The 23,534-nt window shown below is 40.7% G+C and carries 18 protein-coding genes; 15 read left to right on the top strand and 3 right to left on the bottom strand.

Translation table 11 applies throughout. From position 1 onward, the window contains the following. Nucleotides 1-53 precede the first annotated feature (53 nt). Nucleotides 54-956, bottom strand: a complete 903-nt coding sequence (xerD, locus tag AACH28_RS07030; RefSeq protein ID WP_112374449.1) for a site-specific tyrosine recombinase XerD — start codon at nt 954-956, stop codon at nt 54-56. A 244-nt stretch (nt 957-1,200) separates the two neighbouring features. Between xerD and AACH28_RS07025 the strand changes: the two genes are divergently transcribed. Together AACH28_RS07025 and AACH28_RS07020 are read left to right on the top strand one after the other, a co-directional pair. Continuing rightward, entirely contained in the window at nt 1,201-4,056 is a 2,856-nt protein-coding gene (locus AACH28_RS07025; RefSeq protein ID WP_341832588.1) for an insulinase family protein, read from the top strand. Nucleotides 4,057-4,182: 126 nt separating this feature from the next. After that, on the top strand, nt 4,183-5,718 hold the full coding sequence (locus AACH28_RS07020; protein WP_341831387.1) for an IS1182 family transposase: 1,536 nt from the start codon (nt 4,183-4,185) through the stop codon (nt 5,716-5,718). A gap of 211 nt (nt 5,719-5,929) precedes the next feature. Here the strand turns inward: AACH28_RS07020 and AACH28_RS07015 are convergent, their stop codons facing one another. After that, on the bottom strand, nt 5,930-6,790 hold the full coding sequence (locus AACH28_RS07015) for an RNA polymerase sigma factor RpoD/SigA (RefSeq protein WP_028068906.1): 861 nt from the start codon (nt 6,788-6,790) through the stop codon (nt 5,930-5,932). A gap of 388 nt (nt 6,791-7,178) precedes the next feature. Between AACH28_RS07015 and AACH28_RS07010 the strand changes: the two genes are divergently transcribed. Continuing rightward, complete coding sequence (locus AACH28_RS07010; RefSeq protein WP_046675813.1) at nt 7,179-7,400, top strand: helix-turn-helix transcriptional regulator; 222 nt, start codon at nt 7,179-7,181, stop codon at nt 7,398-7,400. On the opposite strand, the gene fmt is transcribed toward AACH28_RS07010, so the two are convergent. After that, nucleotides 7,397-8,314: a methionyl-tRNA formyltransferase gene (gene fmt, locus AACH28_RS07005; protein ID WP_286769736.1), complete on the bottom strand. Its 918-nt coding sequence runs from the start codon at nt 8,312-8,314 to the stop codon at nt 7,397-7,399. The genes AACH28_RS07010 and fmt overlap by 4 nt on opposite strands. Before the next feature lie 151 nt (nt 8,315-8,465). Between fmt and AACH28_RS07000 the strand changes: the two genes are divergently transcribed. From AACH28_RS07000 to AACH28_RS06945, 12 genes are all read left to right on the top strand, one after another. Continuing rightward, a complete protein-coding gene (locus tag AACH28_RS07000; protein ID WP_070569678.1) occupies nt 8,466-9,683 on the top strand; it encodes an ABC transporter permease in 1,218 nt (405 codons plus the stop codon). 115 nt (nt 9,684-9,798) lie between these two features. Further along, on the top strand, nt 9,799-11,922 hold the full coding sequence (locus AACH28_RS06995) for a cation:proton antiporter (RefSeq protein WP_341832587.1): 2,124 nt from the start codon (nt 9,799-9,801) through the stop codon (nt 11,920-11,922). A gap of 25 nt (nt 11,923-11,947) precedes the next feature. Beyond that, entirely contained in the window at nt 11,948-13,210 is a 1,263-nt protein-coding gene (icd, locus tag AACH28_RS06990) for an NADP-dependent isocitrate dehydrogenase (protein ID WP_341832586.1), read from the top strand. 55 nt (nt 13,211-13,265) lie between these two features. After that, complete coding sequence (locus AACH28_RS06985; RefSeq protein WP_070569685.1) at nt 13,266-13,523, top strand: hypothetical protein; 258 nt, start codon at nt 13,266-13,268, stop codon at nt 13,521-13,523. A gap of 186 nt (nt 13,524-13,709) precedes the next feature. Then, nucleotides 13,710-14,780 (top strand): 3-phosphoserine/phosphohydroxythreonine transaminase, encoded by a 1,071-nt coding sequence (serC, locus tag AACH28_RS06980; protein ID WP_070569687.1) that lies wholly within the window; start codon nt 13,710-13,712, stop codon nt 14,778-14,780. A 144-nt stretch (nt 14,781-14,924) separates the two neighbouring features. Next, nucleotides 14,925-15,872 carry a D-2-hydroxyacid dehydrogenase gene (locus AACH28_RS06975; protein ID WP_341832585.1) on the top strand — a complete coding sequence of 316 codons (948 nt, stop codon included), beginning with the start codon at nt 14,925-14,927 and terminating at the stop codon, nt 15,870-15,872. Between the two features lie 125 nt (nt 15,873-15,997). Beyond that, entirely contained in the window at nt 15,998-17,311 is a 1,314-nt protein-coding gene (locus AACH28_RS06970) for an aspartate kinase (RefSeq protein WP_204990740.1), read from the top strand. A gap of 15 nt (nt 17,312-17,326) precedes the next feature. Further along, nucleotides 17,327-18,487 (top strand): diaminopimelate decarboxylase, encoded by a 1,161-nt coding sequence (lysA, locus tag AACH28_RS06965; protein WP_070569692.1) that lies wholly within the window; start codon nt 17,327-17,329, stop codon nt 18,485-18,487. A 137-nt stretch (nt 18,488-18,624) separates the two neighbouring features. Further along, the gene (locus tag AACH28_RS06960; RefSeq protein ID WP_341832584.1) at nt 18,625-19,383 is read left to right on the top strand and encodes a prolipoprotein diacylglyceryl transferase family protein; all 759 of its coding nucleotides are present in this window, start codon (nt 18,625-18,627) and stop codon (nt 19,381-19,383) included. A 5-nt stretch (nt 19,384-19,388) separates the two neighbouring features. After that, complete coding sequence (locus AACH28_RS06955; RefSeq protein WP_046675824.1) at nt 19,389-19,628, top strand: hypothetical protein; 240 nt, start codon at nt 19,389-19,391, stop codon at nt 19,626-19,628. An 11-nt stretch (nt 19,629-19,639) separates the two neighbouring features. Continuing rightward, complete coding sequence (locus AACH28_RS06950; protein WP_341832583.1) at nt 19,640-21,043, top strand: radical SAM protein; 1,404 nt, start codon at nt 19,640-19,642, stop codon at nt 21,041-21,043. Between the two features lie 64 nt (nt 21,044-21,107). Next, nucleotides 21,108-23,507, top strand: a complete 2,400-nt coding sequence (locus AACH28_RS06945) for a mechanosensitive ion channel domain-containing protein (RefSeq protein WP_341832582.1) — start codon at nt 21,108-21,110, stop codon at nt 23,505-23,507. Nucleotides 23,508-23,534: the final 27 nt, after the last annotated feature.

Below are 23,534 nucleotides of genomic sequence, written 5' to 3'. Positions count from 1 at the left end.
AAGCAGTACAGTTCATTTGGATGGTCGAGCTGGCAAAGGTGATCGGACATTTATCACGACCGTGGATGATATTGCGTAATAATGGAATGAAGGTAGTCCCTATCGATGTGTGTGTATATTTCGGTCGTAGTAATACTTTCATGACCGAGCATATCCTGTACAGCTCTTAAGTCGGCACCACCTTCCACCAGATGTGACGCAAAGCTATGTCTAAAGGTATGTGGGCTGATGGTTCTTTGTAAACCAATTTTTAAGGCAAGTTCTTTGATGATCAAGAAGATCATGACCCGGGATAATGCGGCGCCTCTTCTGTTGAGGAATACAATATCTTCATTTCCGGCCTTAATCTTGATATGAGGTCTGATTGTTTCTAAATAGATGCGAAGGTGTTTAATGGCGTGTTGACCAATTGGAATGAGGCGTTCTTTGCTTCCCTTGCCTTCAACTTTGATAAATTCAACATCTAAAAAAAGGTTTGATATCTTGAGTGTGACAAGTTCGGAAACACGGAGACCGCATCCGTATAAGATTTCGATGATCGTTTTATTGCGCTCGCCCTCGGGTGAAGAAAGATCGATTGCCGCGATCAATTGATCGATCTCATGTATGCTCAAAACGCTGGGCAGCTTGCGTGCCAAGCGTGGCGCCTGAAGAAGATCTGTCGGATTGTGGACGAATTCATGCTCGATCATCAAAAAGCTAAAGAAAGTCTTCAGGCCAGAGATCAGCCTGGATTGTGTGAAGGGTGAAATATTAAACTCCTGCAACCAAGCCAAAAACTCCTGTATATTTTTTCTCGTTACAGTATTTAAAACCAAATGATTGTCTTCGCAGTAGATCTGAAATTTGGATACGTCATTTAAGTAAGCATCAATTGAATTAACGCTTAAACCTCTTTCGAACTTTAAGAATTGTTCGAATTCCTTTTTTATATCAGTCCAGTTTTCAAAATCCATTTGCAACAAAATTACAATTAACTGTTGTTCTTTTCGAAAGTTATTCTGTATTTTTAAGTGGAATTTTTACAGATTATAAGTAATACAAAGAGACGTTCCCTTATAGCGGGTCCCGATTCCTCCTTGGATAATGAAAAAAGTATTAATCTGTATTTTACGATTTATCGGGACAATTGATCTCCTGTTCCGTTTACCCTAATATAAAACAATTAGCAAAAATAACTGAAAAAAGACATTTTTTTGTATGAAATTCATTAAACCACTCGCATTAGCTTTTCTATTACCGGCTACGTTCTATATAGCAGAAGCAAAAATGCCAACCACGTTAACCGCGGAAGCGCGCGCGATTCTATCCCAAGATAGTTTGGCCCTGAATCAAAAATTACCCTTCGACAATGAAGTCATCACAGGGAAACTGAAAAATGGATTTACATACTTTATTCGTAAAAATAGCGAGCCTAAAGGCCGTGTTACCATGTATTTGGGTATGAAGGCCGGCTCTATTCTAGAAAATGAAAAACAGCTTGGTTTGGCCCATTTTTTAGAACATATGAACTTCAATGGCCTGAAGCACTTTCCAAAGAATGAATTGGTTAACTACCTGCAGAAAGCGGGGGTTCGATTTGGATCGGACCTCAATGCCTATACCAGCTTTGACCAGACCGTTTATCAGCTGCCCATTCCTTCTGACGATCCTGAACTTTTAAAAAATGGTTTGCAGGTAATGCGCGATTGGGCTCAGGACGCTTTGTTGGATGGCGAGGAAATTGATAAAGAACGGGGTGTTATTCTCGAAGAAAAACGAGGTGGAAGAGGAGTACAGCAGCGTTTACAGGATCAATACTTTCCGATGTTGCTCAATGGTTCCCTTTACTCCAAACGTTTGCCGATCGGAACTGAACAGATACTGAAAACATTTCCCTACACAGAAATACGCAAATTCCATGAAGACTGGTATCGCCCGGATTTACAGGCCCTGATCATCGTTGGAGATATTGATCCCAAGGAGATGGAAGAAAGGGTGAAAGTATTGTTTTCCGATATGAAAATGCCCAAAAAAGCGTTGGAGCGTAAAAAATATCGGGTCGATCTGTTAAACAAGAACCAGTTCTTGGCTATTTCAGATCCGGAACTGCCCTACACTGTTGCACAGATTTTGATCAAAAGCGAAAAAGAAAAGGTTTCCACGGTAGGAGATTACAGAAACGAGCTGTTGAAGAATGTGTTCAATCAGATGATCGCGGGGCGTTTTTCTGAATTGATGCAACAACCGAACCCTCCTTTTATGCAGGCAGGTGGAAGTATCAGCGATTTTGTTGCTAACCTTAATACTTTTTCATTGTTGGTAGTGCCTAAACCAGGCGAGTTGGAATCCGGATTTAAAGCGATGTTAACCGAATTTGAGCGCATTCAAAAATACGGTTTTACACAGACGGAGTTGGATCGTGCCATCGCCGATATGAAAAAGGGTAACGAGATGTCATTTATCGAGCGTGATAAAAAGAAGTCGGATAGCTATGTAGACCGTTATCTCAATTATTTTATTGATGATGAACCTGCTTTAAGTAATGAAAACGCTTATCGTTTGACAAAACAGCTGTTACCAACCTTGAAACTGTCGGAAGTGAATGGTTTGGTGAAAAAATATTATACCGATCTGAACCGCGATGTTTTAGTTATGGGGCCAGAAAAGGATAAGGCCAATTTACCCGCTGAGTCTACCGTGACGGGCTGGGTAAAAGCCGTGGAAGAGAGTCCCGTGACAGCATATGAAGATAAAGTTTCCAATCTTCCCTTGCTTTCAAAAGAGCCCGTAAAAGGCACTGTTTTATCGTCAAAAAGTATTGACGCCGTTCAAGCGAAAGAATTGATCTTAAGCAATGGTGTGAAAGTAATCCTAAAGCCTACGGACTTTAAAAATGATGAGATACAGATTATGGCGTATAGTCCGGGTGGAACATCAGGCTATAGTGATGCAGACTACTTCTCAGCCTCCAATGCGTCTTCTTTAATTGATGCAAGCGGCGTTGGACAAATGAACAACGTTGAGCTTACGAAGTATCTTTCAGGAAAAGATGTTTCCATCTCTCCGTATATCTCCGAACGTTACGAAGGTATTTCAGGTAGTACAGATAAAGAAGGCTTGAAGAATGCTTTTGAATTGATTTATGGTTATTTTACCGAGCCTCGATTGGATCAGGATATTTTCCAGAGTACCATGACCCGGGCAAAAGGATCTTTGGAAAATAGGTTGAGCAATCCAAATAATGTATTCTCGGATAAAGTGAAAGAAGTGCTTTATGGCAACAATGTCCGCCGGCAAAACCCAACGGTAGAAACGATCAATAAAATTGATCGGGAGCGTGCTTTGGCAATTTACAAAGAACGATTTGCTGATGCTTCGGATTTTGTGTTTACAATTGTGGGGTCATTTGACGAGAATCAGATCAAGCCTTATTTAGAAACCTACCTGGCTTCATTGCCGGCCCTTAAAAGAGGAGAAAGCTACAAGGATTTAAATATTCTGGAGCCGAGCAAGGGCGAGCGCGTAGTTGTTCATAAAGGCAAAGAGGAGAAGGCAAGTACGCAATTGGCCTACTATGGGGACTATACCTATAATGAAATTGAAAATGTGAATATGGAAGCCTTGGAGAGTGTGTTGACGATCAAATTGTTGGAAAGACTCCGTGAAAAAGAAGGTGGAGTTTACGGCGTGGGCGCTCGGGCGAGTTTCAGTAAGCTGCCAAAAGCACGTTATGCTTTTTCCATTGGTTTTGGTTCGGCAGTAGATAAGGCTGATGCTTTAATCACTTCGGCCTTGGATGAAGTAAAAAAGATTCAGGAAAAAGGCCCTGAAAATGGAGATATCGAAAAGTTCCTAGCAGAACAGCAGCGACAAAATGAGTTAAATCTTCGTGAAAATGGTTATTGGCTGAATTATATATCAAGTTCTTATCAGAATGATCTTGATCTTGCACGATATACACGTAGAATAGACAATTTGAAGGAGGTAACTTCGAAGTCGGTGCAGGATGTTGCCGGAAAATATTTGAAGAGAGATCGACTTTTTGAATTTATTTTGATGCCGGATTCTAAATAACAGAAGTCCTGGAAAACAGAAGAGGCTGTCTCAAAAAGGCAGTCTCTTTTTTTGCATTATCTAAGGTTTATTATTTGTTTTAACGGTTTGATTTTCATATATTTATAGTGTAAACAAAAAGGATATATGCCATCTCAAAGAGCTACTTTTAAGCCTTACTATCAGGACCAGATCATGGCCATTCCTCCAACTTTGGACGAACTGGTGTCCAAAGGTCATCCGGTACGTATCGTTAACGATGTAATCAACCGGATCAACATCCAGTCCCTATTGGACGCTTATAAGATAAAAGGCTGCTCCAGTTATCATCCGCAGATGTTGTTGAAAGTTTTGGTGTTTGGCTACGTAAGCAATGTCTACAGCAGTCGCAAATTGGAAACGGCGTGCCGGGAGAACATCAATTTCATGTGGCTGAGCGGCATGAGCTATCCCGACCACAATACCATCAACAGATTTCGAGGCGTTCGTTTGAAAGAAGCACTTCGTTGTGTATTTGAAGAAGTTGTCAAACTCCTGTCCGAAGAAGGTCTGCTGAGTATAGAAGATGTTTACACCGATGGCACCAAGATTGAAGCCAATGCTAACAAATACACCTTTGTCTGGAAAAAAGCTATCCAGACCAATAAGGAGAAGATGAAAGCTGCCTTAAAAGATATTTGGGAATACGCCCAAAGTATCGCCAAAGCAGAGGACAACCTTCCGGAACCTCCCGATCTGACAACAATTGACCGCGAAAAAGTTCAGGCTACTGTCGATAACCTGAACCGGGTCTTGTCCGATAAACCTTCGGTAAGCAAGAAGATGAGGGCAAAGTTGCGCTATGCGACTAAAAACTACCCGGCCAAGATTGTTCAATATGAAGAGCAGGAAGTAACGCTTGGAGATAGAAATAGTTATAGCAAGACAGATCCCGATGCTACTTTTATGCGCATGAAAGAGGATCATATGAAAAATGGCCAGCTCAAACCAGGTTATAACATTCAGATATCTACTTCCAATCAATACATCGTCAATTACACCATACATCCCAACCCCACAGATACCACAACGCTACCCGGTCATCTGGCACAACATGAGGCGAGCTTTGGGGAAATACTGAAAACCATTACCGCAGATGCTGGCTATGGCAGCCAGGAGAACTATGCGTTACTAGAAGGGAAAAACATTGGGGCCTATGTGAAATATGGTATGTTTGACAAGGAGCAGAAAAAGAGTTATTCGGGCAAGAAGCCATTCTCCGTTGATAAACTACATTATAACCCTGCAAAAGATTGCTATATCTGTCCAATGGGACAGGAAATGAACTGCATAGGTCTATTTACACAAAAGACCTCCACAGGTTTCGAGCAAAAAATAAAAAGATATCAGGCAAAAAACTGCACAAACTGCCCATTGAACGGTGCTTGCCACAAATCACAGGGCAATAGAATCATCCAGATAAATGAACAGCTTGAGGCTTATAAAGACAGAGCATACGGATTGCTTAACAGCGATGTCGGTATAGCCAAAAGAAAACAGCGATGTCACGATGTCGAACCAGTCTTTGGAAACATAAAACAGAACCACGGGTTCCGAAGATTTATGCTCCGCGGTAAGGAAAAAGTGTCCATAGAATGGGGTTTATTGGCTATAGCGCAAAATCTAAGGAAAAAAGCAGCTTAAAAAGCTACTTTTTGTTCTTTTTCTTCCCAAATGAACAGTTCTGTGAAATAATCAACAAACAACTCACAAATCTATCGCATAGCCATATTTAATAAAAAAGCTGCCTCAATAAATTTGAGACAGCTTCTTTTTTATTGGCCAAAAAATTAGGAACAAAAAATCCCAACCATTTCTGATTGGGATTGCCAAAATGTCTAATAAGTATCTCTTGTTAACCCAAATAGGATTTTAAGATTTTGCTTCTTGAAGTGTGTCTCAAACGTTGAAGAGCTTTATCTTTAATCTGACGAACGCGCTCACGTGTTAAATTGAATTTTTCTCCGATTTCCTCTAACGACAATTGGTGATTGGAACCTAAGCCAAAGAAAAGCACGATAATTTCACGTTCTCTTTCTGTTAATGTTGCCAATGATCGTTTGATTTCTTCTGACAGAGATTCATCAATCAAAGAACTGTCTGTGTCTGGATCATGGTTCTCCAAAACGTCCAAAAGTGTGTTTTCTTCACCTTGAACAAAGGGAGCGTCCATAGATACGTGACGGCCAGAGTTGCTTAGCGTATCCGAAACCTTGTCTACTGTAGTTTCAAGGATATCCGCCAATTCTTCTGGAGATGGTTCCCGTTCGTATTCTTGTTCTAGTTTTGAGAAAGCCTTACTGATTTTGCTCAATGAACCAACTTGATTCAATGGCAGACGTACGATACGCGATTGTTCAGCAATTGCTTGAAGAATAGATTGGCGAATCCACCAAACGGCATAAGAAATGAATTTAAACCCCTTTGTTTCGTCAAAACGTTTAGCCGCTTTAATTAAGCCCAGGTTACCTTCATTGATTAAATCACCTAAGGTTAAACCTTGATTTTGATATTGTTTTGCTACTGATACTACGAAACGAAGGTTGGTTTTAGTCAATTTTTCCAAGGCAACTTGATCGCCTTCGCGGATACGCTGTGCTAATTCTACTTCTTCTTCTGCTGTAATTAAGTCTACTTTACCAATTTCGTGTAAGTATTTGTCCAAAGACTGTGACTCACGATTGGTGATAGATTGTGTAATTTTGAGCTGTCTCATTAATTTTTATTAATTCTCCTCTCTAAGAAATGTTTGCGAAAATACGAAAAATTTTTGAATTATTAATGGAAAATTGATTATCTAGCCACTCATATTTAATGAGTTAGGCTTTTTTGAGTTTCAATTTTTAATCATCAAAAACTATTCCATTTTAATATTTTTTTTCCTCTTATCTGTTGCTGTAATATTCAACTGTTTGATATTTAAAGAGCTAAAAGGTTTAATTTTTTTATTGTTCTAAACAATTTAACTCGTCGGCAGCTGATTTATTATGCACCATGCATTCCTCAAATTTATTTTAAAATGATAATTTTATGATAAAACAAAAAGATGGATCTTTTGTTTTATTAGTGACATTAAATAAATTTAAAAGAATAAAAATTATATTATGCCAATCTTAATTCACTTGGATAAAATAATGAAAGAGAAAAAGATGTCGCTTAACCAATTGAGTGACAACGTCGGAATTACCCTTTCCAATCTTTCAATCATCAAGAATCAAAAGGCGAAGGCATTGCGATTAGATACTCTTGAAGCGATATGCAAAGCGCTAGACTGCCAGCCTGGTGATCTGCTGCAATATTATGATGGTGGTGATGAAAAAGGTTAAAATCGATAGCCTTTTAAAAAATCGACTACATTCATTCTTTTTTTGCCTTCGAGTTGAAGATCAGAAATGACAATATAGCCGTCTTGTGTCGCAATTTTTAAGAAACTTTTCTTGTCAGTTTCTACGGTTCCCGGTATTGTAGCTGTATGGGCAAGCTCTTTTTCTGTGCGATAGATTTTTAGTACCTTATCATTTAAGAGGGTAAATGCCGCTGGATAAGGGCTTAAACCGCGAATGAAGTTATAAACCTGCGCAGTGGGCTGATCCCAGTTTATTTTACAGTCTTCTTTGAAAATTTTTGGTGCATGTTTGAGCGGCTCCGTGGTGAGAAGGACGTCTTGAGGTTTAGGCTGCAAGGTTCCGGCCTTCAATTGCTGGATGGTTTGAAGGAGCGTTTCTGCTCCAGCCACCATGAGGTTATCGTGAAGATCACCGGCGTTATCTGTTTCTTTGATGGCAACTTTCTTCGACAATAAGATGTTTCCCGTATCGATTTCGTGCTGTAGTAAAAATGTCGTTACGCCCGATTCTTTCTCTCCATTGATGATGGCATGATTTATCGGTGCTGCACCCCGGTATTGTGGAAGGAGTGAGGCATGGACGTTGATCGTTCCAAATTTAGGCATATTCCAGACGATCTCAGGTAGCATACGAAATGCCACCACAACCTGTAGGTCCGCCTGAAAACTTTTGAGGTCATTCAGAAATGCTTCATCGCGAAGTTTCACGGGTTGAAGAACTGGGATGTTATGTTGTTTAGCAAATATTTTCACCGCAGATTCATGTATTTTTTGTCCGCGTCCTGCAGGTTTATCCGGTACAGTAACCACAGCGACAACTTGTTCGCCAGACTGAATCAGTGCTTCAAGTGAAGCTACAGCAAAATCGGGAGTACCCATGAAAATAATACGCATAATACTTGAAAATTTTTATAAAACTCTTTAAACCAGTGCAGGGGCCTCCTCGTTGAATAGCCTACTGAAAAACGCCTAATAATTTGTCATTTCAGTTTTGTAAATAACAAATTTTTATAACTTTGCGAAGTTACATAAATATATTGAAAGCTTGAATTTTCCTTATTTTTTAGCAAATCGGATCGCATTTTCTGGAAAAAGAACGTTCTCAAAATTGATCGTTCGGGTGACTATTGGTGCCATTGCTCTTGCTATTGCAGCGATTATTATATCTATTGCGGTATTGCGCGGATTTAAGGGAGAGATTATCAGTAAGCAACGGAGTTTTTTTGCCGATGTATTGGTTTTACGTTACGACCTGAATAAGTCTTACGAAAATTCGCCCATAACACTTGCACCGGAGGTCCGCAAGTCCATATTGGCAATTCCTCAAGTCAATTCCATCAGTTCCTTTGCAACCAAGGCCGGAATCATCAATGTCAACAATGAAGTGGAAGGCGTGGTTCTCAAGGGTATCGATTCATTGTATAATCAGCAGCCGTTTCAAGGTATGCTGGTGGAAGGGAATATGATAGACTTTAAATCGGATAATGCCGATAATCAGATTTTAGTCTCTAAGTATCTCGCAGATCGATTGCTCTTAAAAGTCGGTGACGATTTTATTATGTATTTCGTGCAGGATCCTATACGCAAACGTAAATTTGTCATTAAGGGCATTTTTAATACAGGCTCTGAAGAATTAGATAAGGTCTATGTGATCGGGTCTCTCAATGTCATCCGCAAACTGAGCAACCTCGATGATCATGAGGTAGGGGGCTATGAGATTCGGATCAAAGATTTTAGTCAGCTCGAACGGACAACAAACAAGGTTGAAGACCTGTTGCCTATCGATATGCAGGCAATCAATATCAAGGATCAGGTTCCCGATATTTTTCAATGGCTGGAACTGCTGGATATGAACACCAAAATCATTTTTATACTGATGACGGTGGTAGCTATTATCAATATGATTTCCGCCTTGCTGATCACCATTCTTGAGCGGACTTCAATGATCGGTATTTTAAAGGCTTTGGGGTATCACAATGCCGGAATTCGCCGTGTTTTCATGTACAGTGCTTTGTACCTGATCGGCCTCGGATTGTTAATCGGTAATCTTATTGGCCTCGGTTTTTACTTTTTTCAGGATTTTACCCATTTCTTTAAATTGGATGAGAAGACCTACTATATCTCCTATGTGGCCGTTCAACTTCAATGGTCTGATGTGATTCTTGTCAATTTGGCTGTTGTGTTTATCGGAATGATCTCTTTATTTATTCCGTCAATGCTAATTACCAAAATTAGTCCGATTAAAGCCATTTCTTTTAAGTAACACTCTTTTTAGGCTTCGCTTTCTTTAAAAAATCGTATTTTTAGTGCTGTTAACTATTTTTCGAGCTGTATAGAAAAATAAGTATTTATATTTTACGGCTAGTATACAAGCACATATGAATAAAACTTTTGAGCATATTTCCCACGCCTTCGAAGCACCTTTACAAAATCCTGTACTTATATTTTCACTGGTACTTTTTATTATCCTGTTATCACCGATTGTACTGCGACCGATTAAGGTTCCGGGGATTATAGGATTAATTATATCCGGCGTTATTATTGGACCGCATGGACTAAATTGGCTGGAAAAAAACTCGGCCATAACGCTTTTTTCAACAATAGGCCTGCTCTATATCATGTTTATTGCCGGGCTCGAGTTGGACATGAATGAATTTAAAAAGACAAAAAATAAGAGCTTGCTCTTTGGCTTTTTGACATTCATCGTGCCGATCAGTATTGGCTATCCCGTTTGTCACTTTTTATTGGGTTACGGTGTTTTGCCGAGTTTGTTGATATCAAGCATGTTTGCTACCCATACGCTGGTTTCTTATCCCATCGTCAATAGCTATGGTATTTCAAAAATGGAGGCTGTTGCGATTACGATCGGTGGAACAATCCTGACCGATACGGCCGTGCTGATTATTCTTGCTGTAATTACTGGCGTTTCTCAGGGAAATATAGGTAATGAATTTTGGATTACCCTGACGATTTCCTTTGCTATCTTTCTGTTTATCATGTTTGGTGTTATTCCGAGGATCGCGAAATGGTTTTTTGAGCGCTTGGGGAGTGAGAAGACGTCCAATTATATCTTCGTTCTCTCGGTTGTGTTTTTTGCGGCATTTTTGGCAGAAATTGCCGGCCTTGAGCCGATTATTGGGGCTTTCGTTGCCGGTCTGGCCCTCAATAAACTGATTCCATATTCTTCGGCTTTGATGAATCGGATCGAGTTTATCGGTAATGCGATTTTTATTCCTTTCTTCTTGATATCTGTGGGCATGATTGTCGATGTCAGCGTAATCTTGAAAGGGCCGCAGGCCCTTATTATTGCCGGAACACTGACCGTTGTGGCTATCGTCGGAAAATATGTGGCCGCCTGGCTGACACAGATCGTTTTTAAATACAGCCGTGGTCAACGTAACCTAATATTTGGTTTAAGTAGTGCACATGCTGCGGCAACACTGGCCGTTATTATGGTTGGACATAAGAACGGCATTATCGATGAGAATGTGCTTAATGGTACGATTCTGCTGATTTTGGTGACCTGCATTGTCGCCACGGTGGTGACGGGAAATGCCTCACGTAAAGTGGTTCTGGATGGCGAACAGGACGAAGAACATACCGATGTGGTAAAGGAAAAAGATGAAAACATCTTGATTTCTATCGCTAATATGGATAATATGGAGCCGATTCTGGATTTTTCAACCTATATTAAAAGCAAGAAATGTTCCTATCCTGTCAATATTGTGTCCGTTGTGAAAGATAATGAACAGGCACAATTAAACATGTCCAAAGCACGGAAGAACCTGGACAATATGGTCAGGTATGCTTCGGGTAGTGAAACAAGTGTGAATATAAGTGCTACAATAGATTTAAACATTGCCAGCGGGGTTGCGCGGTCGGCAAAAGAGGTTTCTGCCAATTGTATTGTTTTGGGCTGGCCAAGTGCGGCCAATTTTATGGATAAGTTTGTCGGGGAGAAAACGGAAAGTATTTTAAATAGAACCTCGGCTAATGTGATGTTATGTCATTTTAAAAAACCTTTTATTTCGAATAAGTCGATTGTCGTTTTTGCACCACCGATGTGCGAGGCGGAATTTGGTTTCGAATACTGGCTGGAGAAGGTGGTCAAGTTTGCCCAGGAATTATCCCTGTCTATCACTTTTGTGGTTGATACACGTTCTGCCGCTGCCATTGAAGAACATCTCGTCGAATTGAAAAATTCTGTTCCTGTCACATTCAAACATTACGACAACTGGGACAATTTACAGGGCCTTAAAGCGTTTAAGGAGGAGGATGCGATGTTTATTTTTGTGTCGGCTAGAAATGGAGAAGTTTCCTATCGGGATTCGCTGGATGGAGTAGCAAAGAAATTAGATCGTATTTATGCAAACGAAAATCTTGTTTTAGTGTTTCCTAGTAGAGTGGAAAATGCGCACATCGACGAATATGAAGATGTTGAAGCTGCACCAATCTTTAGAAAAATTAGCAAAGAAATCGGAAATATGTTTAATAAGGGATAGTTATTGTCCGTTAAAATTGAAGGTTATGTCAAATAAGATTACAATGTCAAGTGAAGGAACTTTACAGGTCCCAGATTTTCCAACAATTCCTTTTATTATCGGCGACGGCATTGGTCCTGACCTCTGGCATGCGGCAGTGCGTGTTTTTGATCAGGCGGTGGAGAAAACGTACGGCGGACAACGGAAAATAACATGGAAGGAGGTGTTGGCAGGTGAGAAAGCTTTCAACGAAACAGGCGAATGGCTACCAAAAGATACGCTGAATGTGTTAAAAGAGTACCTGGTTGGAATCAAAGGGCCGCTCACCACGCCAGTAGGCGGGGGAATCCGTTCGTTGAATGTTGCGTTGCGTAAGGATTTGGATCTCTATGTATGTCAACGCCCGACAAAATGGTTTGAGGGTGTACCTTCGCCAGTCAAACATCCCGAGTATGTGGATATGGTGATTTTTCGCGAAAATACCGAAGATATTTATGCTGGAATAGAGTTTCAGGCAGGAACAGCTGAAGCCAACAGATTCCAGGATTTCTTGCATGATGAGCTTGATATTGATTACAATTTCTCGGCCACGACAGGCGTCGGTGTCAAGCTGGTTTCTGAAGAGGGCTCCAAAAGATTAGTCCGTGCAGCGATAGAACATGCTATTGATCACAATTTGCCTTCCGTGACGATTGTCCACAAAGGAAATATCATGAAATTTACGGAGGGGGCTTTTAAGATGTGGGCGTATGAGGTTGCTGAAACGGAATTTGCCGACAAAACCTATACGTGGGGACAGTGGGAGCGAACGAAAGAGGAAAAGGATGCTGAGGTTGCTAACCAAGAGCAAAAAGCGGCCTTGGATTCCGGTAAAATCTTGATTAAAGATATGATTGCCGACAATTTTTTACAGCAGATCCTGCTGAATCCACGGGATTTTTCTGTTGTAGCAACGTTGAATCTGAACGGTGATTATATTTCTGATGCGCTGGCAGCAATGGTTGGCGGTATAGGGATCGCACCGGGTGCTAATATCAATTTTAAAACCGGGCACGCTGTCTTTGAAGCCACCCATGGTACTGCACCTCGCTTTGCAAATACCAATACCATGAATCCTTCGTCGGTTATTTTAAGCGGTGTTATGCTATTCGAATACCTCGGCTGGACCGAAGCGGCGGCGGCAATTGTTAAGGCCTTAGGAGAAACGATATTGGCTAAAACGGTGACGGTGGATTTTTACAATTTGATGGATGATGCGACCTTGGTCAAAACAAGCGAATTTGCAGATCGAATTATTGAAAAAATATAAGAATTTTATTTTCTGAGATATTAAGCAGAAATTTGAATAAAATTTCTGCTTTTTTATGGATTACAATCAGCTGCCACTTTTTATAAAGGAATCGACCGTTTTTACGGAGAACGAAAAAATGAAGTTGGCTCAGGTCGACCGTTTACCCACGCCACAGGAGGTAGATGATATAACGAGTCTCCCTGAAATTTACGAATTGCTAAATGCCTTTATTGGTGATCAATCTTCTCGTAATACCCATCTTCAGCTCAAGGCAAAGGAGTATTTGCAAGATAATCAGGTAGATATGGCATGGAAAGTGTTGCTTATTTGATGTTTTTTGCATTGAATTAGCTGTTTGTTGTGCGATCTTTTTATTGAAATCATTTAGAATTTTATAAATTTTCAATAAAAAAACAGATTAGTTGAAAAATATATAATTTTATTTTACCTTTGGTTTTTAAACAACGGATTGCTTACCTAGGGTTAAAAAATAGCAATCAAACAAACTATAACATCAATGAAACATAATTTTGGAGCAGGTCCATGTATTCTGCCAAAGGAAGTATTTCAACAAGCCTCAGAAGCTGTAATTGATTTTAACAACACCGGTTTATCAATTTTAGAGATCTCTCACCGTTCCAAAGAGTTTGAAGCAGTGATAGATGAAGCCACACAATTAGTACGCGAGTTATTGGCAGTACCTCAGGGATATTCGATTCTTTTCCTTCAAGGAGGGGCAAGTTTGCAATTTGCAATGGCGCCGTTGAATCTTTTACCTGAAGGCGGTAAGGCTGCTTATTTGGATACGGGTGTATGGGCTACAAAAGCATTAAAAGAAGCTAAAAAATTCGGTACAGTAGATGTTGTAGCTTCGTCGATTGATAAAAATTATTCCTATATCCCTAAGGGATATGCCATCCCAACAGATGCGGCATATTTTCATTATACAGCCAACAATACCATTTACGGTACGGAGGTTTTTGATAAACCCGAAACCGCATTACCAGTGGTTGTTGACATGTCTTCTGATATTTTTTCACGTGAGATCAACGTTGCTGACTATGATTTGATTTATGCTGGTGCTCAAAAAAATATGGGGCCTGCAGGTGTTACACTCGTGATTGTTAAAGATGATATCTTAGGTAAATCAGGACGTATTCTTCCATCGATGTTGGATTATCAATTGCATATCAACGGTGGTTCAATGTACAATACACCACCGGTATATTCGATTTTTGTTTCGATGTTAAACCTTCGTTGGTTAAAAGCAAAAGGCGGTGTTTCGGTATTGGAACAAGAGAATATCATCAAAGCACGTGCTTTATACGATGAAATCGATCGCAACCCATTATTCAAAGGTACTGCTGCTGTAGAAGACCGTTCGCGCATGAATGTTACTTTTGTGATGGATACACCAGAGTTGGAAGCTGAATTTTTGGCTTTGGCGAAAGAACGTAATTTGATTGGCATCAAAGGTCACCGTTCTGTCGGTGGATTTAGAGCTTCAATCTACAATGCTTTACCATTGAGCAGCGTAAATGCGTTGATTGATGCCATGAAAGAATTTGAGGACACGCATACAGCCTAAGGCTGCATGCATGTTGCTGAAATTTAACAGTTGACGAATAAATAATTAGTTAGATTACGAATTATAAAGGTCGTATCGTATTCGCGGGATTGGATCTTCCAATGAGTTGAATGGTACTGCTACCTTTAAAAACGAATTATAAAGATGAAAATATTAGCGAATGACGGTATCGATCCACTAGGAAAAAAAATGCTGGAAGATGCCGGTCATAGTGTAGATACAACGCATATTCCACAAGAAGAGCTTCCAGAAAAGCTTCTTGCTTATGACGCAATCACGGTACGTAGCGCAACTAAAGTGCGTCAGGCCCTGATTGATGGCTGCCCTAATTTGAAAGTTATCGGCCGTGGTGGAGTAGGCATGGATAATATTGACGTAGAATATGCCCGTTCAAAAGGCATCGCTGTTGTCAATACCCCGGCGGCATCTTCGCTATCCGTTGCTGAGCTGGTGTTTGCTCACCTATTGAATGGTGTCCGCTTCTTATACGATGCCAACAGAAAAATGCCAGTTGAGGGCAACACAAAATTTGGCGCCCTTAAAAAAGCTTATGGTGCCGGTACGGAGCTTCGTGGTAAGACGATCGGTATCGTTGGATTTGGCCGTATCGGTCGTGAAGTTGCCAAAATCGCCATTGGTCTAGGGATGGATGTGGTTTATACGGATTTGTTCGAAGGACCAAAAGCGTTGACCATAACACTTTCAGGTGGTATCCAGGTTGACGTGCCTATTCAACAAGTGGAGATGGACGAGCTATTGAAAGTTTCAGATTTTATCTCTTTACACGTTCCATTTTTGGATAAACCAGCGATTGGAGCTGCAGAGTTCCCATTATTGAAAGATGGTGTAGGCTTAGTCAATGCTTCTAGAGGTGGCGTTATTGATGAGTTGGAATTGGTGAAAGCATTGGATTCGGGCAAGGTAGCATTTGCTGGTTTAGATGTATTCGACAACGAACCTAGTCCACGTGAGGAGATTTTGAAACATCCGAAAATTTCATTGACGCCACATATTGGAGCGGCAACTAATGAAGCTCAAGAAAGAATCGGCGAAGAATTGGCCGGTCTACTGATCGAAAACTTGAAGAAGTAATTCTTCCGCGTAACATATCAGATATGCGGCACAAAACTTTCATGATTTTGTGCCGCATTTTTTTTAATATAAATTCATGAATTGCCTATATTGGCACACAGAAATTTAATAATTGTAACTTCAGTATGAAAGTTTTAAAATTTGGTGGTACTTCCGTGGGGAGTGCAGCACGTATCAAAGGGTTGTTGGATATTGTAAACCCTGCTGAACGTCAGATCGTCGTGTTGTCCGCAGTTGCTGGAACGACAAATGCTTTGGTTGAAATCGGTCAAGCTTACACAGCAGGTAAGAAGGACGAAGCTAAAGAGTTGGTCAAGAAGCATAAGGATAAGTACGAAGACCTTATTAAAGAACTTTTCAGTACTGAACAGGGATATAAAAATGGTAAAGAATTGATCGATTACCATTTTAACCTGATTTCTACCTTGGCCAACGAATTGTTTACACCGATCGAGGAGAAAGTTATTTTAGCACAAGGCGAATTGATGTCTACCGCTTTATGGCATTTTTACCTGAATGAAATTGGCGTAAAATCCGTGCTGTTGCCAGCCCTGGACTTTATGAAAATTGATGAAGACAATGAGCCTATGGTTGATTACATTGGCGAAAAGCTAAGCCATATTTTGGCCCAGAGTCCAGAAAATACCCTATTTATCACGCAAGGTTTTATTTGCCGTAATTCTTTTGGTGAAATTGATAATTTGCGCCGTGGAGGTTCAGATTATACGGCTTCCTTGATCGGGGCAGCAATCCGTGTCGAGGAAGTTCAGATCTGGACTGACATCGACGGGATGCACAACAATGATCCCCGTGTTGTCAAAGGAACCACACCGATTGCACATCTAAGCTTTGATGAAGCTGCGGAGCTGGCTTATTTTGGTGCTAAAATCTTACATCCACAATCGGTGTTCCCAGCGCAAAAATATAACGTTCCAGTTCGGTTGTTGAATACGATGGAACCCAATGCAAAAGGGACATTGATCAGTAAAGACGGTGCGCAGAAAGGTTGTATTCGTGCTATAGCAGCGAAAGACGGTATCACAGCAATTCATATCCATTCGTCGAGAATGCTACTTGCCTACGGTTTCCTGCGCCGTGTCTTTGAAATATTCGAGCGTTATAAAACACCAATCGATATGATCACAACTTCGGAAGTGGCGGTGTCTTTGACGATTGATGATACCACAAATTTGGCGGATATTATCAAAGAAGTGGAAGATTTTGGTTCAGTAACAGTGGATGGTGATCAGACCATTGTATGCGTTGTAGGGGATTTTGGTTTGAATAGCCATGGCTATGCCGCTCGCGTACTTGATGCTGTAAAACACCTTCCAGTTCGTATGATTTCGTATGGTGGTTCAGACTTTAACGTCTCTATTCTATTGAATTCAGATCATAAAACTGAAGCATTACGTTCATTGCACAATCGTTTATTTTAAGAATTAGGTTTTTATATGATAAATACAGGTATCGCGGCGAAGTTTGCAGAGAAAGAAACGCCGTTTTATTATTATGATCTGCATGTGTTAAACAAGACCCTGGAGGCTGCGCATGCTGCTTCGCACAAACGGGGATTTCATGTTCATTATGCATTAAAGGCCAATTTTAATGACGAGTTATTGAAGGCGATTCAAGCGGTCGGCTTTGGTGCGGATTGTGTGAGCGGCAATGAGGTGAAGAAAGCCATTGAATGTGGCTTTGATTCCAAAAAAGTTACTTTTGCAGGAGTTGGTAAATCCGATAAGGAAATCAATTACGCGCTCGATCAAAATATCTTCGCGTTTAATGTTGAATCCATTCAGGAGCTTGAGGTCATCAATGAGCTTGCCTCAAAGAAAGGTGTAAAAGCGAATGTAGCTTTACGGATCAATCCAAACGTGGATGCACATACCCATCATTATATTACAACAGGGCTTGATGAAAACAAATTTGGTGTGCCCAATGCCGATTTGGAAAAATGTGCAGCCGTGCTTAAAAAATGTGAGTCTATTGAATTGGTAGGTCTTCATTTTCACGTCGGTTCACAGATTACGGATATGACCGTATTCAAAAGCCTGTGTGTGAAAGTCAATGAATGGAAAAACTGGTTTGAAGAACGCGGTACACAAATCCGTGTATTGAATGTCGGTGGCGGATTGGGGATAGATTATAAAAATCCGGATGGAAATACAATTCCCGATTTTGAAGCCTATTTTGATATTTTCGACCGCTTCCTGGAGCGTACAGCACAGCAAGAAGTGCACTTTGAATTGGGACGGGCTTTGGTTGCGCAATGCGGAAGCTTGGTAAGCCGTGTCTTGTATGTCAAAAATGGTGTCAAGAAGAATTTCTTGGTATTGGATGCCGGAATGACTGAATTAATGCGCCCGGCCTTGTATCAGGCCTATCATAAAATTGAGAATATCAGTGCGGTGGACACTGTAGAATCCATTAACTATGATGTGGTTGGACCTATCTGTGAATCTTCAGATTGTTTTGGTAAGGAAGTGCCACTTCCGGTCTCAAAACGTGGCGACTTAATTGCCATTCGTTCTGCAGGCGCCTATGGCGAAGTGATGGCTTCGCGTTATAACCTCCGTGAGGAAATACGGTTTGTGTATAGCAATCAGCTTTAATAGCTGTCGTAAAATAATTATTCTTAAGCCAGTCCATTTCTCGGACTGGCTTTTTTTGTTTTTAAATGCTGGCGTCCTGTCTGCTTGGTGAGCAATTTTGTTTATCATTTTGTTGATCGTCTTTCGTATACTTGTTTATGCTTGTGCTAATTGAATTTCCGGTTACGATAGATTTGTTTGGAAAAACATTTCTCTTACATCCTTTTATGGAAGGGTTGGGGATGTTTATAGGGATGCGTTATTACCAACTGCTCAAGTGGAAGGATGAGGAAAGTTTAGGGCATACCAATTCACTTCTTATTGTTATTGCTGCCGGCTTAGGCGCTTTAATCGGCTCGCATATTATCGGGTCCCTCGAGCGTCCGGCTGAGTTGCTCAATGCGACACATAAATGGACCTACATCTGGGTGAATAATACGATAATCGGTGGTTTGGCAGGAGGTTTGGTTGCTGTAGAAGGGATGAAAAAGATCATGGGTAAAAAAGAAAGTACCGGGGATCGGATGGTCTTTCCTTTAATTACCGCAATTGTCATTGGCAGGATAGGATGTTTTTACACGGGTGTATTCGAGCAGACCTACGGTTTACCCACTACCTCTCCATTGGGGATGTACTTGGGCGATGCCTACAAACGGCATCCAGTTGCGCTGTATGAAATCGCATTTTTGCTGCTTTTATTTGTAACGCTCCAACTTTTTAAACGACGATACAATTATCGAAATGGTGTGTTGTTTCAGCTTTTTATGCTTAGTTATTTTAGTTTTCGTTTCCTTTTGGACTTTATTAAGCCACGGGCAATTATACTTTTGCGGCTAAGTACCATACAAATTACCTGCATCGTGGTGATAATTTATTATATTTATTTATTAAAAAATGAACGTTTAATCAAAAAATAGGAATCATGTATTTGCTTGAAGGATCATTTGGATCGGAAAGTACCGCGATGTTGGGACTTTTTCTTCTTACTATAGGTGCTATTGTGATTGGCATTGCACTTTTGGTTATTATTATCGGCTCGATTATTAAAGCAGGTAATAAGGAGTCGAAGTTTAATGTCAATCCCTGGCTTAAAGTATTGTTGGGCGGAATTGGAGCAATGCTGGCAGGAGGGCTTGCCTGCGGACTTACCTTTATGAACTAGAAATCAGAACGATGCCAGTAAAAAACTATACGTACTACGATTATACCATTAGCCTATGTCCAACATGCCTTTCGCGTGTGGGTGCCAAGATTATTATCGAGGATGAACAGGTATTTATGACCAAAAACTGTCCCGATCATGGTTTTTTCAAAACGCTGATTGCGACGGATGTTGACTATTATAAGAACATTCGGAATTATAATAAAGCCTCCGAAACACCGTTGAAATTTGACAACGAAGTACATTATGGCTGCCCATACGATTGCGGTTTATGTGTAGATCACGAGCAGCATAGCTGCTTGTCCATTGTTGAGGTGACCGACCGTTGTAATTTGACCTGCCCAACTTGTTACGCCATGTCGTCGCCCCACTACGGACGACATCGCTCGCTGGAAGAGATTGAACAGATGTTTGACAAAATCGTCGAAAGTGAGGGTGAACCAGATGTGGTTCAGATCAGCGGTGGAGAGCCAACCATACACCCTGATTTTTTTAAGATTTTAGACATTGCGAAGACAAAACCTATTAAGCATCTCATGCTCAATACGAATGGTATCCGAATTGCCAATGATCCTGGTTTTGCTGAGCAACTCGCCACCTATGCGCCTGAATTTGAAATCTATCTCCAGTTTGATTCTTTTCGCCCATCCGTGCTCGAAAAGTTTCGGGGCAAAGATCTCACGGATGTCCGAAAAAAGGCCATTGACAAATTAAATGCGCTCAATCTGAGTACAACATTGGTTGTGGTCTTAGAAAAGGGAACCAATGATGATGAAATTGGTAAAATCTTGGAGTACGCTTTACAACAGCGATGTGTACGCGGGGTAACTTTTCAACCGGTGGAAATTGCCGGGCGAAATGCGACCGATGCACAGCAGCATAAAATGACACTGACCGAGGTGCGTCAGGAAATTCTGAATCAATATTCCCTATTGGATCCACATGATATTATTCCTGTTCCTTGTAATCCTGATGCGTTGGCGATGGGTTATATCCTGAAGATAGGCGATGAGCGGATACCCTTGACCCGGCATATTGATCCGGCTATTTTATTAAATAACCAATCGCGCAATACCATTGTCTATGAACAGGACAAAGGTGTTCAGATGCAATTGCTGGATATATTTAGTACCGGAATTTCGGTGGATAAGGTAAAGCCAAAAGTAAACCAGTTACTTTGCTGTTTGCCAGAAGTGTGCGCACCTGATCTTGATTACGACAATCTTTTCCGCATTATCATTATGAATTTTATGGATGCCTACGATTTTGATGTTCGTGCTGTTAAGAAATCTTGTGTCCACATCGTCAATAAAGACTTGAAGTTGATTCCTTTTGAGACGATGAATTTATTTTATCGTGATGATAAAATAAAACGGCTGGAAGAACTAAAACTCTCCGATGCTATTCGATTTTAACAGGAGATAAGTTATTTTTGTCGGAGAAAAACCTTTGGTCCTTTCTTTGCAATTTGTAGTTTCCATGGCATTTGACTACCTATTGCCAGGAAAGAAAATCAACAAAATTAGAAGTATGAAATTGGGCATTGTCAAGCATTTTATTTTTGTCTTAAGTCTCTTGGCTTTTCAGCTGCACGGATTTGCACAGGACTCCGTTCAGGTTCGGAAGAATCAGATAGGCGATCGCACGGCGAACCATAGCAGCCTAAGTAGACGGTCGAATGTGGATTCGACACGGGTTGGAAATGACTCACTGCGGAATGAGCTACGAAATGATCTGCGCAAAGTAAATCTAAACTTTTTATCCAATATTCGTACGGCTTCCATGGCCGAGCTTATCGCGCAGCTGAATGAAAAATCCAATGGCTACTTGACAACGAATGCTGGATCGGCTAAAGATAGTATTGCTTTAATAAAAAATAGTATCCATGAAGAAATCAGCCAGCTGAAGTCTATTAAAGGCAGTATCAGCAATTATTCCAATAGCCTCAATGTGACAGCAGATCAGATCAAAACGCTGATCAACCGCTATGATATCAGTGCCAATAATCACAGTAGAGCGTATCAATATCTCGACAATGCGCAGCTTAAACTAGCTGCAAAACAAGATTCGCTGGAGGCGATCAATCGGACGATTGATGAACTTATAGCTAAAAATCAACGTCATCTGATTCGGATCGAAACCGTTCACGAAATGAAAAGCGGAAACAAAAAAGCCGATTCCGTGACCGCTAAAAGTTCGATATGGAAAGCCAATACGGCAGCCATCTCTAAAGATGTGATCTTAAATAATATCCGGAGTAATTACAGTAACAATAAGTCGATAGACAAATATGTGAATCGGACAGATTGGGCGAGCCGTATCCTGTTGATTGTACTGGGATTGGGGTATTGCTACTGGATTGTACGGGTGTCTTATATCCTTCGGCAAAATGATCCTGAACATAAACTTGCGATTGATGCGATCGTTGGGAAAACCATTATTTTTCTCCTGACACTGTTGCCTTTTGTAAACTTCTTTACACCAAGTTTCATTTTGCAGGCTTCCCAATTGGTCATCATGTTAATCTTCATGTTTTTGCTCAGGCATCGCATGAGTGGAATGCAGCGTAAAATTGCCATTATCCTTATTGTATTCTATATCCTGGATGTATTTGTCAATATGATCGTAAGCGATGACCTGTTTTTACGTATCGTTTGTATTGCCTTCAATTTGATTGCTTTAGGATTGGTCAGTTATACGAAACGGCGTATAAAGAATGCGGATAGTCCGGGTTATATCAGTAATTTTATTTATGTGATTTTTGCTATACTCAACGTGACCGCAATTACACTGAATATTATCGGGCATGTGGAGCATTCACGTAGTTTTAGTATTGCCTGTGCTGTGGGGCTGGTGCAGTCTTTTACACTGCAGTATTTTTCGGATATGATTAAGGCGGATGTCCGCAATCAGTTTAAAAAAGATCGGCTGACTTCCGGTTTTTGGATGCGTTTCAACGAGCAGCGCACCTTGGCTATCATCACCGAAATTCTGCGTATTGTCTGTGTGCTTTTGGCGATCATTGTGCTGGCAAATAACTTACAGTTTATTGAAAGTTTATTGGCATTGAGCGAAACATTCTTCGGAAAAGTACGCAGCATCGGCAGCATCTCTTTTACCTTAGGAAATCTTGGTGTAGCGGTTTTACTGCTGTTGGTGGCCAATTGGTTTCAGAAAAATATTAGTTTGATCGTTCTTGGTGGTGAAGACGGTCAGCTCAGCCAGGTCTATAATCAGAAGATGACCTTATTTCCGCTCTTTCGCTTGGCCATTATTCTGATCGGTTTCTTTATGGCCATCTCGGCCCTGGGTATGAGTTTGGACAAACTTACGGTCGTGATTGGCGCATTGAGTGTTGGTATCGGACTCGGCATGCAGAATATCATCAATAATTTTGTCTCGGGCATAATTTTGGTTTTTGATAAGCCGTTTCGCGTTGGTGATCAAATTGAGCTTGCCGACAAAAAAGGGCGCGTCAAGGAAATCGGTATACGCGCCAGTGTTTTAAAAACAGGTGATGGTGCAGATGTCATTATTCCAAATGGTGATTTGCTGTCGGGAAGGGTTGTCAATTGGACCTTATCCCAAGAATACAGCAAGACAAGTTTTGTTCTCCATATCGATCGGAAAGCAGATTTGGACCAAGCCAAACAATGGATCAAAGACGCTATGGAAAGTAGTGACCATTTTATCAAGGATAGAGATAGCGGAATCAGTATACAGGACATCAGTGCTGAGATGATTTACCTGAGTGTTTCCGGCTGGGTAAATTTTGCTGCCAATGCTTCTGCCTTTAAAAATGATGTCTTACTTGTATTGTATAAGAAGTTTGAAGCTGAGGGCTTGAAGTTTTATAGCGTCATTCCACCCAAGATTTAGCCCATTCAATTGCAATTTTTCCGCGTA

The organism is Sphingobacterium thalpophilum (assembly GCF_038396785.1).
Classification (GTDB): domain Bacteria; phylum Bacteroidota; class Bacteroidia; order Sphingobacteriales; family Sphingobacteriaceae; genus Sphingobacterium; species Sphingobacterium thalpophilum_A.
Note: the sequence above shows the minus strand (reverse complement) of the source record. Positions and strands in the feature narration are given on the sequence as shown.